We start from the raw sequence: 11,481 nt of genomic DNA on the forward strand, positions 1-11,481 counted from the left end.
TGCCGGCAACGACCCCGAGCGGGTGCGCGAGGCGATGAGCGGCAACCTGTGCCGCTGCGGCGCCTACGCCGGCATCACCGAGGCGGTGCTGGAAGCGCAGGGCGCCATGAACCAGCATCCGACCACCCGGCAGGGAGAGGCGGCATGATCCCGTTCGAGTACGTCCGCGCCACCGACGTCGCCGGCGCGGTCGCGGCGGGGTCGGCCCCCGGCGCCGCCTATCTCGCCGCCGGCACCAACCTCCTCGACCTGATGAAGGGCGGCGTCAGCCGGCCGACCCGCCTCGTCGACATCACCCGGCTGCCGGGCCTCGCCGCTCTCGAGCGGCGGGACGACGGCTCGGTGCGCATCGGCGCGCTCGCCCGCAACAGCGACCTCGCGCACGATCCCGCCTTCGCCAAGGCCTATCCGGCGGTGGCCGAGGCCCTGCTCTCCGGCGCCTCGGCGCAATTGCGCAACGCCGCCACGGCGGCCGGCAACGTGATGCAGCGCACCCGCTGCCCCTACTTCACCGACACGGGCAGCGCCTGCAACAAGCGCGAGCCCGGCAGCGGCTGCGACGCGCGCGGCGGCGAGACCCGCCTGCAAGCGATCCTCGGCTGGAGCGAGGCCTGCATCGCCACCCACCCGTCGGATTTCTGCGTGCCCCTCGTGGCCCTCGACGCTGTCGTCGAGATCGCGGGTCCCGCCGGCACCCGCACCGTGCCGCTCGAAGCCTTCCACCACCTGCCCGGCGACGCGCCGGAGCGCGAGACGGTGCTGGAACCCGGCGAATTGATCACCGCCCTCGTCCTGCCGCCGGAGGCCGCGGGCTTTTCCGCCCACAGCCGCTACCTCAAGGTCCGCGACCGCACGTCCTACGCCTTCGCGGTGGTCTCGGCGGCGGTGGCCTTGCGGCTCGACGGCGGGCGCATCGCCGAGGCGCGGCTGGCCCTCGGCGGCGTTGCCCTCAAGCCCTGGCGGGCGCGGGAGGCGGAAAGCCTGCTCGCCGGCCGTGCGCCCGACGAGCCCGCCTTCCGGGCGGCGGCGGATGCCGCCCTCGCGGGCGCGAAACCCTCCGGCGACAACGCCTTCAAGATCGAGCTCGCCCGCCGCCTCGTGGTGCGGGCACTGACCCGCGCCGCCGCCGGTACGCCGGAGCGCCTGCCGGCGCTGCCCGGCTCCGCCTTCGCCCCCGCTCGGGAGGCCGCCCATGTCTGAGACCGCTCCCCGTCAAATCCGCCACGGCTCCAACATCGGCCAGCCGCTCACCCGCCGGGACGGGGTCCTGAAGGTGACCGGCGGCGCAGCTTACGCCGCCGACCACCACCCGCCCGGGATGCTCTACGCCGTGATGGCGGTGAGCCGCATCGCCCGCGGCCGGGTGACCCGTCTCGACGTCGCGGCGGCCGAGAGCCATCCCGGCGTCGTCGCGGTGATGACGCCGCAGAACAAGCCCGCGCTCGCGCAGCACCCGGACGAGAAGCACGACGGCTTCACCTTCCGGCTCGACCTCCTGCAGGACGACCGGGTGCGCTACGCCAACCAGCCGGTCGCGGTGGTGATCGCCGAGACGCTGGAGGCCGCGACCGAGGGCGCCGCCCTGCTGGCGCCGACCTACGAGGCCGAGACCCCGGCAGTCGGGCTTGATGCGGCCGAGCCGTTCACCCCGCCGGCGATCGGCGTCGGCGATCCGGCCGACCTCGAGAGGGGCGACGTCGCGTCCGGCCTCGCGGCGGCGGCGCGCACGGTCGAGGCGACCTACGAGACCCCGGCGCAGTACCACAACGCGATGGAGCCCCACGCCGTCGTCGCGACCTGGGACGGCGACAGGCTCGACCTCGAGATGCCCTCGCAGGGGCTGGCGATGGCGCAGGGGCGCATTGCCGGCCTGTTCGGCATCGCGCCCGGCGACGTCCACATCCGCAGCCCGTTCCTCGGCGGCGGCTTCGGCTCGAAGGGGATGGTGGCCGGCCCGCAGGTGCTCGGCATCATGGCGGCCCGCCTCGTCGGCCGGCCGGTGAAGCTGGTGCTCACCCGCCCGCAGATGTTCGGCCCTGTCGGCCATCGCGCCCCGACCCGCCAGACCCTGCGCCTCGGCGCGACCGAGGATGGCGGGCTCACCGCCCTCGACCACCACACGCTCACGGCGACCAGCACCTTCGACGACTTCATCGAGCCGAGCGGCGGCGTCTCGCACACGCTCTACGCCGCGCCGGCGCTCGCCACCCGCCACCGGGCGGTGCGGCTCGACACCGGCACGCCGCTCTTCATGCGCGCCCCCGGCGAGGCCTCGGGCAGCGTGGCGCTCGAAGGCGCCATCGACGAGATGGCCGAGGCCTGCGGCCTGGATCCGCTGGCGTTCCGCCTGCGGAACTACGCCGAGACCGAGCCGATGTCGGGCAAGCCGTTCTCCTCCAAGGCCCTGCGGGACTGCTACGCGCAGGGCGCGGCGCGCTTCGGCTGGGAGACGCGCCCGCTGGCGCCGCGCCAGATGCGCGACGCCGACGGGCTCCTCGTCGGCTGGGGCGTCGGCACCGCCACCTTCCCGGCCCTGATGTTCCAGGCCGAGGCGCGGGCGGAGCTGAGGGCCACCGGCGAGGCTAGCGTCGCCATCGGCGCGATCGACATGGGGCAGGGGGCCTGGACCAGCCTCGCCCAGATCGCCGCCGAGGAGCTCGGCCTCGACATCGACGCGATCGACTTCCGCATCGGCTCCTCGGACCTGCCGAACGGCGGCATCGCCGGCGGCTCGGCCCACACCGCCACCGCCGGCACGGCGATCAAGGGCGCGGCGGCCGACGTGATCGCGCAGCTCGCCGCTCTCGCCACGCAGGATGCGCGCTCGCCCCTCTACGGCGCCGGCAATGCCGGGGTGATCGCCCGGGGCGGCCGCCTCGTGCGGCGCGACGACGAGAGCCGGTCCGAGGCCTTCACCGAGATCCTGAGCCGGGCGGGCCGTGAGTCGGTCGAAGGCAAGGGGGCGGCCGGGCCCGACGCGGCGCGGGAATCCTACGCCATGCACGCCCACGGCGCGGTCTTCGCCGAGGTGAAGGTCGACCCCGATCTCGGCCAGATCCGCGCGACGCGCCTCGTCGGCGCCTTCGCGGCCGGGCGGATCATCAACCCGCGGCTGGTGCGCAGCCAGTATTACGGCGGGATGATCTGGGGCGTCTCCTTCGCCCTGCACGAGCAGGCGGTGATGGACCCGCGCTCCGGCCGGCCGATGAACGCCAACCTCGCCGAGTACCACGTGCCGGTGAACGCCGACGTGCCCGCGCTCGAGGCGATCCTGGTCGAGGAGGAGGACCCCCACGTCAACCCGCTCGGGATCAAGGGGGTGGGCGAGATCGGCGTCACCGGCAGCGCGGGAGCGATCGTCAACGCGATCTGGCACGCCACGGGCAAGCGGGTGCGCACCCTGCCGGTGACGCTGGACAAGGTGCTGTAGGAACGGTTCCGCTGCACCAAGACCCTCCCCCGCAGAGAGGGGGAGGGTCAGGCGCGCGGTTCTTCGAGGGGTGACCTACGTCCCCACCTTCCCCCCGCCCCGCTTCGTGATCGCCACCACCGCCGGGCGCGGCGGCAGGGCGGGGTCGAAGTCGGGCCAGCGGGTCGCCGGCTGCTCGAAGGTCGCGGGCGTGGCGTTGGGATCCTCCTCGTCGGCCTCGCCGGGGTGCTGCACGGCGACGAAGAACGTCGTGTCGTCGGGGGTGAAGTAGGGGCCGCACATCTCGGCCCCGAGGGGGACCTGGAAGAAGTGCTTGGCGGTGCCGCGGCGGGCGCCCTCCGTCTCCATCGCCCAGATGCCGTCGGTGCGGCCGGTCTTGGAGGGCGAGTTGCCGTCGGTTGAGATCCAGAGGCGGCCCTGGCCGTCGACCGCGCAATTGTCCGGCATGCCGAACCAGCCGTCCTTGGTCGTCGCCGACGAGAAGGTGGCGCCGACCGCCGCGACGGACGGGTCGCCGCAGCGCACCAGCACCTCCCAGGCGAAGCTTCCGGCCGCGAAGTCGCCGCCCTCGGGGGAGAGCTCGACGATGTGGCCGAAGCGGTTGTCCGGCCGCGGGTTGGCGGCGTCGACCTGGTCGGCCTTGCGGCGGACGTTGTTGGTCAGCATCACGTAGATCTTGCCGGTCTTCGGGTTGGCCTCGACGTCCTCCGGCCGGTCCATCTTGGTCGCGCCGAGGAGGTCGGCGGCCCGGCGCGTCTCGATCAGGACGTCGCCCTGATCGCGAAAACCGTTCTCGGGCGTCAGCGGGCCCTGGCCGAACACCAGGGGCAGCCAGGTGCCGCGCCCGTCCGCGTCGAAGCGGGCGACCGACAGGGTGCCGCTGTCGAGGATGTCGCGGTTGGCGGCCTTGTCCGCGGTGTTCACCGGATCTCGCGTGACGAAGCGGTAGACGTAGTCGAAGCGCTCGTCGTCCCCCTGGAACACCACGTAGCGCCCGTCCGGGGCCATGACGCCGGCGGCCCCCTCGTGCTTGAAGCGGCCCATGGCGGTGCGCTTCACCGGCACGCCCGCCGGGTCGAACGGATCGATCTCGACCACCCAGCCGAAGCGGTTCGGCTCGTTCGGCTCCTGCGCGAGGTCGAAGCGCGGGTGGAAGCGGCCCCAGCCGTAGAGGTTCGCCGGGATGCCGAGGCGCTTGTGGTTCCTCGCCTCGGGCGAGCCCTCCGGCAGCCGGCCCTGGAAGTAGTAGTTGATGTTCTCCTCGCAGGTCAGCCAGGTGCCCCACGGGGTGACGCCGCCCGCGCAGTTGTTGATCATGCCGAGGACTTGGCGCCCCTCCGGATCCGCGCCGGTGCGCAGGCGGGGCGAGCCGGCGGCGGGGCCGGAGAGCCGCATCGGCGTCGTCGCGGTGATGCGGCGGGCGTAGGCCGAATCCGGCACGACGCGCCAGCGTCCGCCCTCGCGCTTCACCTCGATCACCGAGCCGCCATGGGCCGCCATCTCGATGTCGACGAGGTCGCGGCTCATGCCGGCGAAGGCCGCCTTGCCGTCCTGCCGGCCGAGGCCGGGGAACATCAATTCCTCGTTCGTGTACTCGTGGTTGACGACGAGGAGGCCGTGGCCGGCGGGGTCGTTCGTCCCGGGCAGCGGGAAGAAGCCGAGGAAGTCGTTGTTGTAGCCGAACTGCATGCCCTGCGCGGCGGCCGACTGCTTGTGCGGATCGAAGGGCGGAGCGCCCGGCAGCACCGGGTCGCCCCAGCGGATCAGCACCTCGGCGTCGTGGCCGTCCGCGACGTGGTGGCGCTCGTCGGCGCCGGCCGGCAGCTCGCGGAACGGAAAAGTCCCGGGGGCGCTCTCCGCCGCCGCCACGGCCCGGGGTGCCAGGGTTGCCGAGATCGCCGCCACGGCGAGGCTGCCGCGCAGCAGCTCGCGCCGGTCGAAGCGCCGGGCCACGACCTCGCCGAGGGTCGGGTTCGGGCTCGGGTTCGACCCCGCATCCTCGGCCGCCTCGGCCTGCTGCGATCGGTTCAGCGACGGCTGTGTCATCGGTCCTCTCGGCGCTCCCGCACTGATCAAACCGGAAGCTTACCTTGAGGACCGTGGCGACGGGATGACGGTGTCAGCGGCGCGTCCGCGGCCGGGCCGGGAGCGCCCGCACGGAGCCGGTGGTCTCGGGAGCGAGCCAGGGCGCCTGCGGCTCCGCGAGGGGCCGGGCCTCGGCGGGCGAGCGGGGGACGGCGTAAGGGTTGGTGACGTAGCTGCTCATGAAGGCGCCGCCGGCCGGCTCCCGGTCGCCGCCATGGGCGTAGGCCGAGAGGGGCAGGACGACGAGGGCGGCCGCGGCGGCCGCAGTGACGAAGCGGATCATGATAACCTCCTGTCGCCTCCACCCCGGCGTCTCACTTGAGGTGCGCGTCCTCGGGCGCTGCGGGGCGGGCGGTGCAGGAAGGAATATCGGCCCGGCGCGTCCCAGGCTGCGTGTGCCGGCGCACCCGGCCGGCCGGCCCGATCCGCCGCGGGACGGCACGGGCAGCAGAAGAACGTGCATTATCAGCGACTTGCCGCACCACAGCGATCCCGTCGCGCCAGGCATGCGGCTGTGGCAGGGCTCGACCGGATTGAGCCCGGTCGGATGCGTCGCCGTCAAGGCAGCAGGTGGGCGTCCATCCAGGGCCCGGCGGGGGCCGGGATCGGCAGGCGGGCGGCGATCCAGGCGGTCACCGCGTCCGGCGTGTCGAAGAGCGGGGCGCGGGCGAGCGCCTTGCCGGGACCGTAGGTCTCCGTCACGCGCCACTTGTGCCGGTGCTCGGGCGGGTGGGGGATGCCGGGCTGCAGGCGCACCAGCACGGAGACGAGCTGGTCACCGAGATAGATCAGGCAGCCGTCCTGATCCGCTCCCCCGCGGGTCACGCGAACGTGGCGCTGGGTCAGCCTGTCTGCCGGTGCCCTCCGGGTACGCTGCCCGAACATCCTGCCGAACATCCTGCTCCTCTCGCATTCGCCTCATGAACTGGCATGGCGGTTTAAGAAACGATGAAGTTGATCCGAGCCATTCACGATATCGTCCAGTATTCCCGACGGGTTCGCCCTGCCCCAGCGTCCGATCGAAATGCTGACGCAAAAATGCAACTTGAAATTGATTAAATGATCGTAAATCAATGTGCCTCGATTGATCGTGGCATGGTTTCGCGGTCTCCTCAAGCGGGGTGTCTGCCGGGCTCGATTGTCCGGTGCAGTCGCGCCGTCCGACCTCGACTGCCCGCCCGGGCGGGGAGGCGCGCCCGGCGAAACCTGCTAAACACCCGACGGGGCACCGGAAGGCCGGGCCGGCGGGAGGAGCGTTGGAGGCATGGACGACGAGACGTTTCGGGCCTGGGCGCACCGGGCCGCCGACTGGTCGGTGGATTACCTCGCGGGCGTCGGCGAGCGCCCCGTCCGGGCCCAGGTGGCGCCGGGCGAGATCTTCCGGCAGCTGCCCGCCGCGCCTCCTACCGAGGGCGAGCCGATGGAGCGGATCTTCTCGGACCTCGACCGGGTCGTGATGCCGGGCATGACCCACTGGCAGCACCCGCGCTTCTTCGCCTACTTCCCGGCCAATGCCAGCCCGCCCTCGATGGTGGCGGAGTTCGTCACCGCGGCGCTCGCGGCGCAATGCATGCTCTGGCAGACCTCGCCGGCCGCGACCGAGCTCGAGACCCGGGTGATGGACTGGCTGCGGCAGATGATCGGCCTGCCCGAGGGCTTCTCCGGCGTGATCCAGGATTCGGCCTCCGGCGCGACGCTCGCCGCGCTCCTCACCGCCCGGGAGCGGGCGCTCGGCTTCACCGGCAACGCCAAGGGCCTCGCCGGCGGGCCGGTCCTGCGGGTCTACGCCTCGGCGCAGGTGCATTCCTCGGTCGACAAGGCGGTGCGCATCGCCGGTTTCGGCGACGCCAACCTGGTGCGGATCCCGGTCTCGGGCCCGCTCCACGGCATGGACCCGGACGCCCTCGACGCGGCGATCCGGGCCGACCGGGAGGCCGGGCTCACGCCGGCCGCGATCGTCGCCTGCCTCGGCGGCACCAGCATCGGCGCCTGCGATCCCCTCGAAGCGGTCGCCGCGGTGGCGCGCCGGCACGACGTCTTCTTCCACGTCGACGCCGCCTGGGCCGGCAGCGCGATGATCTGTCCCGAGTTCCGCGACCTGATGCGGGGCGCCGAGGCCGCCGACAGCCTGGTGTTCAACCCGCACAAGTGGCTGTTCACCCACTTCGACTGCTCGGCCCACTTCGTGCGCGACCCGAAGGCGCTCACCGACACGCTCGGCATCCGCCCGCCCTTCCTGCGCACGCTCGGCCAGGACGGCTTCGTCGACTACAACGAGTGGTCGATCCCCCTCGGGCGCCGCTTCCGGGCGCTGAAGCTGTGGTTCGTCATCCGCTCCTACGGCGTCGAGGCGCTGCGGGGCATGATCCGCGACCACGTCGCCTGGGCGCGGGAACTCGCCGGGATCATCGCGGCCGATCCCGATTTCGAGCTGACCACGGCGCCGATCCTGTCGCTGTTCACCTTCCGGTACGCCCCTGCCGGCGCGGACGACCTCGACGCCCTCAACGCCCGCCTCGTCGAGCGCATCAACGACGACGGCCGCACCTACCTGACCCAGACCCGCCACGACGGCCGCTTCGTGATCCGCTTCCAGGTCGGCCAGACCACCACGACGCGGGCGGACGTGATGACGGCCTGGGCGGCGGTGCGGGAGATCGCGGCGGGGTTGCGGGCGGGGTGAGGCGACGGCCGGACGCGCGGATCACGCCGCCGGTGACGCCCCGCCCTGCCCGACGGACCCGCAGACCTCGGCGGCGATCTGCGCGAACGCGTCCTCCAGGAAGGGGCCTGCCCCCCGGTCCCCGCCGGCCTGGATCCACGCCTCGATGGCCAGGCGCATCGCGCCGAGGGAGACCATCGCGACGAGGCGCAGGGCATGGCTGCGCGCGGGGTCGGGCCAGCGCTCGACGAGGGCGGCGTGCAGCGCCTGCTCCTGCAGGCCGTAGCTCGCCTGCTTGCGCGCCTTCAGGGTCTCGCTCGTGCGCATCACACGGTCGATGCTGATGAATTCCTGGGTCCGGATGCCGGCCGCCAGCTGCAGCATCGCGTCGCGGACGACCACGATCGGTGCCCGGCCGGCGGGCTGGGCCAGCACCGCCTCGCGCAGCTGCGTGCTGAATCCACGCATCTGCCACTCCAGCAGGATCTCTTCCTTCGACTTGAAGTACGAGAAGAAGGTGCGGCGCGAGATGCCGGCGGCCTCGGCGATGGCGTCGAGCGTCGTCGCCTCGTAGCCGTGCTCGCCGAACAGGCGCAGGCCGGTCTCGGCGATCCGCCGCAGCGTCTCCTGCCGCTTGCGCGCGCGCAGGCCATCGGGCTTCCGGGACTCGTGCTCCATACCGGGCTTCTCGCACGCCGCTCCCTGCTTGCAAAGCTGCACTCGGTGCAGTAAAAAATTTGCACTGAGTGCGATCACGCCCTCGGTGAAGGAGAGCCGCGCCGATGTCGGGCTGGACACTGGCAGACCTGCCGTCCCAGGCGGGACGCACCGCGATCGTGACCGGCACCGGCGGCCTGGGCTTCGAGGACGCCCTGGCGCTCGCCCGGGCCGGGGCGGACGTGATCGTCGCCGGCCGCAACCCGGACAAGGGCGCCGCGGCGGTCGCGCGAATCCGGCAGGCGGTGCCGGACGCCACCGTCGCGTTCGAACTCCTCGACCTCGCCAGCCTCGCCTCCGTCGCGGCCTTCGCCGGGCGGATGGCGGCAGGCCGCGACCACGTCGACCTCTTGATCAACAACGCGGCCGTGATGACCCCGCCGAAGCGCTGGCTCTCCGCCGACGGGCACGAGCTGCAATTCGCCACCAATTATCTCGGCCACTTCGCCCTCACCGCGCACCTGCTGCCGCTGCTGCGCCGCGGACGCGCGCCGCGGGTGGTGACGCTGTCGAGCGTCGCGGCCCGCGGCGGGCATCTCGCGTTCGACGACCTGCAGGCGGAGCGCGGCTATCGGCCGATGGCGGCCTACGGCCAGTCCAAGCTCGCCTGCCTGATGTTCGCGCGCGAACTGCAGCGCCGCGGCGAGGCCGGCGGCTGGGGCGTTGCGAGCCTCGCCGCCCATCCGGGGATCGCCCGCACCGACCTGCTGCCGAACGGCTCCGGTCCCCGCAGTGCCTCCGGCCTGACGCGGACCTTCCTGTGGTTCCTGTTCCAGCCGGCCGCTCGGGGCGCCCTGCCGACGCTCTACGCCGCGACCGCACCTGCGGCGACCGGGGGCGCGTATTACGGCCCGACAGGGTTCGGCGAGATCCGTGGCGCGCCGGGCCCCGCCCGGATCCCGGCCCAGGCCCGGGACGAAGCGGCGGCCGCGCGGCTGTGGGCGCTGTCCGAGCGCCTCGCCGGCGTGAGCTTTCCGTAGGAGAGGCGGATGACCCCGATCCTCGCGCGGATGGCCCCGATCCTCGCGCGGATGGCCCCGATCCTCGCGCGGATGGCCCCGATCCTCGCCCGGATGATCACCGCGATGCTCGTCGCCGCAGCCTCGCTCGTCAATCTCCCGCCTTGCGCCGCGCGCGTGGCCGAGCGGCCGGGGAGCCTCGCCGTCGTGGGCGAGGCGAGCGCCGGGCGCCCCGCCTCAGGGCACAGTCCCGTTCGTGCAGCGTCCGGCGACCAGCGCTGAGCATCGCCAGCGCGGCCGGGCCGGAGGTGCCCCGAGTTCCGCTCACCCCCGCCCCGCCCGCGTCGGCGGGCAGCGCAAGGCAGCCTCCACCTCCTCGCGGGACTTGCCCCGCACCTCGTAGCCCATCGCCTCGAAGCGCTCGATCAGCGAAGGGCTGTCCTCGGCCGTGCAGGCGGCCCAGGCGGCGAGGCGGTCGTTCATGGTGTGGAGTTCGGCGGACGGGTTGCGGTGGGGGTTCGGCGTATCGCTCATGATGCGGCCTCCTGCCGGCGAGAAGACGCAGGGTCAACGCGCCGGCAGCCGTCATGGTTGTGTCGTATCGGCCGCCGGCCTCACTCCATGGTGGGCGCCAGCTTCTTCACCCCCGGCACGTCCTCGCCGAGCCAGGCGGCGTTCTTGGCGGTGCCGTCGAAGGTCGCGCTGGTCTTGAACAGCTCGTACCTGCCTTCCAGCGCGTAGGGCCGGCTGCGGTTCAGCAGTTCCGCCACCGCCGCCTTGTCCATCGGCTTGAAGGTCTTCACCGCCTCGAAGGCCTGGTCGAGGTCGCGCTGGTTCTGGATGCCGGTGATGACCACCGAGGTCGGCAGGTTGAGCGAGAAGTGCAGGTACTCGATCGGCTTGATCGGCGCGTCGCTCTTCAGGATCACGCCGTCGCCGAAGGTCTTCATGCCGAGCGCCGCGATGCCGTTCTGGACGAGGTAGGGCAGCACGAGGTGGCCGAAGCTGCGGAAATGCGCGTCCATGACGTTCAGCGGCATCTGCACCGCGTCGAAATGGAAGCCGCGCTCGGCCGCCACCTCGAGCATCTGCAGGTGGATGCGCGGGTCCTTGTGGCCGGTGAAGCCGATGTAGCGCAGCTTGCCGGCCTGCTTCGCCTCCTGGAACGCCTCCATGGCGCCGCCCTCGGCGAAGACCCGGTCGGGATCGTCGTAGCGCAGGATTTCGTGGTGCTGGACGAGGTCGATCCGGTCGGTGCGCAGGCGCCGCAGCGACTGGTCGATCTGCTTCATCGCCTCCTGCTTGGTCCGCCCGTCCATCTTGGACATCAGGAAGACCTTGTTGCGGGCGCCGTTCTGCTCGAGGGCGATGCCCATCCGCTCCTCGGAGCGGCCCTCGTTGTAGTCCCAGCAATTGTCCATGAAGGTGATGCCGCGGTCGACGCCCTCGTGGATCAGCCGGGTCGCCTCGGCGTCGGTCACGGCGCTCTTGCCGAGGTGGAAGCCGCCCATGCCGATCGCCGAGATCTTTTCGCCCGTCCGCCCGAACGGGCGGTAGAGCATCTCGCCCCGGCGCTCGCCGGGATCGGTGACGAGGGGGAGGTCGGCGGGGTCGGCCGGGCGGGTTCC

Annotated in this window: 12 protein-coding genes; 6 read left to right on the forward strand and 6 right to left on the reverse strand. The window is 72.6% G+C overall.

Annotated features, from left to right (window positions below):
* The 3 genes from VQ02_RS00215 to VQ02_RS00225 form a co-directional block, all read left to right on the forward strand.
* Positions 1-148, forward strand: a 148-nt coding sequence (locus tag VQ02_RS00215) for a 2Fe-2S iron-sulfur cluster-binding protein (protein WP_048442137.1), incomplete at its 5' end; no start/stop codon positions are given.
* Positions 145-1,200 (forward strand): FAD binding domain-containing protein, encoded by a 1,056-nt coding sequence (locus VQ02_RS00220; protein WP_048442138.1) that lies wholly within the window; start codon positions 145-147, stop codon positions 1,198-1,200. The genes VQ02_RS00215 and VQ02_RS00220, both read left to right, overlap by 4 nt.
* The gene (locus VQ02_RS00225) at positions 1,193-3,430 is read left to right on the forward strand and encodes a xanthine dehydrogenase family protein molybdopterin-binding subunit (RefSeq protein WP_048442139.1); all 2,238 of its coding nucleotides are present in this window, start codon (positions 1,193-1,195) and stop codon (positions 3,428-3,430) included. The genes VQ02_RS00220 and VQ02_RS00225 overlap by 8 nt, the downstream gene beginning before the upstream one ends.
* Positions 3,431-3,505: 75 nt before the next feature.
* On the opposite strand, the gene VQ02_RS00230 is transcribed toward VQ02_RS00225, so the two are convergent.
* The 3 genes from VQ02_RS00230 to VQ02_RS00240 all read right to left on the reverse strand — a co-directional run bounded on the left by VQ02_RS00230 (position 3,506) and on the right by VQ02_RS00240 (position 6,412).
* The gene (locus tag VQ02_RS00230; protein WP_048442140.1) at positions 3,506-5,476 is read right to left on the reverse strand and encodes a PhoX family protein; all 1,971 of its coding nucleotides are present in this window, start codon (positions 5,474-5,476) and stop codon (positions 3,506-3,508) included.
* A gap of 73 nt (positions 5,477-5,549) precedes the next feature.
* Positions 5,550-5,798, reverse strand: coding sequence for a hypothetical protein (locus VQ02_RS00235; protein WP_048442141.1), 249 nt, complete (start codon positions 5,796-5,798; stop codon positions 5,550-5,552).
* Between the two features lie 275 nt (positions 5,799-6,073).
* A complete protein-coding gene (locus tag VQ02_RS00240) occupies positions 6,074-6,412 on the reverse strand; it encodes a hypothetical protein (protein ID WP_048442142.1) in 339 nt (112 codons plus the stop codon).
* A gap of 367 nt (positions 6,413-6,779) precedes the next feature.
* Between VQ02_RS00240 and VQ02_RS00245 the strand changes: the two genes are divergently transcribed.
* The gene (locus VQ02_RS00245; RefSeq protein ID WP_048442143.1) at positions 6,780-8,198 is read left to right on the forward strand and encodes a pyridoxal phosphate-dependent decarboxylase family protein; all 1,419 of its coding nucleotides are present in this window, start codon (positions 6,780-6,782) and stop codon (positions 8,196-8,198) included.
* A 21-nt stretch (positions 8,199-8,219) separates the two neighbouring features.
* Here VQ02_RS00245 and VQ02_RS00250 read toward each other — a convergent pair whose 3' ends face one another.
* Entirely contained in the window at positions 8,220-8,855 is a 636-nt protein-coding gene (locus VQ02_RS00250) for a TetR/AcrR family transcriptional regulator (protein ID WP_048442144.1), read from the reverse strand.
* Between the two features lie 104 nt (positions 8,856-8,959).
* Between VQ02_RS00250 and VQ02_RS00255 the strand changes: the two genes are divergently transcribed.
* On the forward strand, positions 8,960-9,874 hold the full coding sequence (locus VQ02_RS00255; RefSeq protein WP_048442145.1) for an SDR family oxidoreductase: 915 nt from the start codon (positions 8,960-8,962) through the stop codon (positions 9,872-9,874).
* 9 nt (positions 9,875-9,883) lie between these two features.
* Positions 9,884-10,135 (forward strand): hypothetical protein, encoded by a 252-nt coding sequence (locus VQ02_RS00260; RefSeq protein ID WP_048442146.1) that lies wholly within the window; start codon positions 9,884-9,886, stop codon positions 10,133-10,135.
* 42 nt (positions 10,136-10,177) lie between these two features.
* On the opposite strand, the gene VQ02_RS00265 is transcribed toward VQ02_RS00260, so the two are convergent.
* Both VQ02_RS00265 and VQ02_RS00270 read right to left on the reverse strand, forming a co-directional pair.
* On the reverse strand, positions 10,178-10,387 hold the full coding sequence (locus VQ02_RS00265; protein WP_048442147.1) for a hypothetical protein: 210 nt from the start codon (positions 10,385-10,387) through the stop codon (positions 10,178-10,180).
* Between the two features lie 80 nt (positions 10,388-10,467).
* A partial coding sequence (locus VQ02_RS00270; RefSeq protein ID WP_048442148.1) for an aldo/keto reductase occupies positions 10,468-11,481 on the reverse strand: 1,014 nt, incomplete at its 5' end.

The organism is Methylobacterium variabile, from assembly GCF_001043975.1.
Lineage (GTDB): Bacteria > Pseudomonadota > Alphaproteobacteria > Rhizobiales > Beijerinckiaceae > Methylobacterium > Methylobacterium variabile.

Bases quoted from the DNA above. Each gene is read 5' to 3' on its own strand.
- VQ02_RS00245 (WP_048442143.1), top strand. From the start codon at position 6,780: ATGGACGACGAGACGTTTCGGGCCTGGGCGCACCGGGCCGCCGACTGG.
- VQ02_RS00235 (WP_048442141.1), bottom strand. From the start codon at position 5,798: ATGATCCGCTTCGTCACTGCGGCCGCCGCGGCCGCCCTCGTCGTCCTG.
- VQ02_RS00240 (WP_048442142.1), bottom strand. From the start codon at position 6,412: ATGTTCGGCAGGATGTTCGGGCAGCGTACCCGGAGGGCACCGGCAGAC.
- VQ02_RS00260 (WP_048442146.1), top strand. From the start codon at position 9,884: ATGACCCCGATCCTCGCGCGGATGGCCCCGATCCTCGCGCGGATGGCC.
- VQ02_RS00230 (WP_048442140.1), bottom strand. From the start codon at position 5,476: ATGACACAGCCGTCGCTGAACCGATCGCAGCAGGCCGAGGCGGCCGAG.
- VQ02_RS00265 (WP_048442147.1), bottom strand. From the start codon at position 10,387: ATGAGCGATACGCCGAACCCCCACCGCAACCCGTCCGCCGAACTCCAC.
- VQ02_RS00255 (WP_048442145.1), top strand. From the start codon at position 8,960: ATGTCGGGCTGGACACTGGCAGACCTGCCGTCCCAGGCGGGACGCACC.
- VQ02_RS00250 (WP_048442144.1), bottom strand. From the start codon at position 8,855: ATGGAGCACGAGTCCCGGAAGCCCGATGGCCTGCGCGCGCGCAAGCGG.
- VQ02_RS00225 (WP_048442139.1), top strand. From the start codon at position 1,193: ATGTCTGAGACCGCTCCCCGTCAAATCCGCCACGGCTCCAACATCGGC.
- VQ02_RS00220 (WP_048442138.1), top strand. From the start codon at position 145: ATGATCCCGTTCGAGTACGTCCGCGCCACCGACGTCGCCGGCGCGGTC.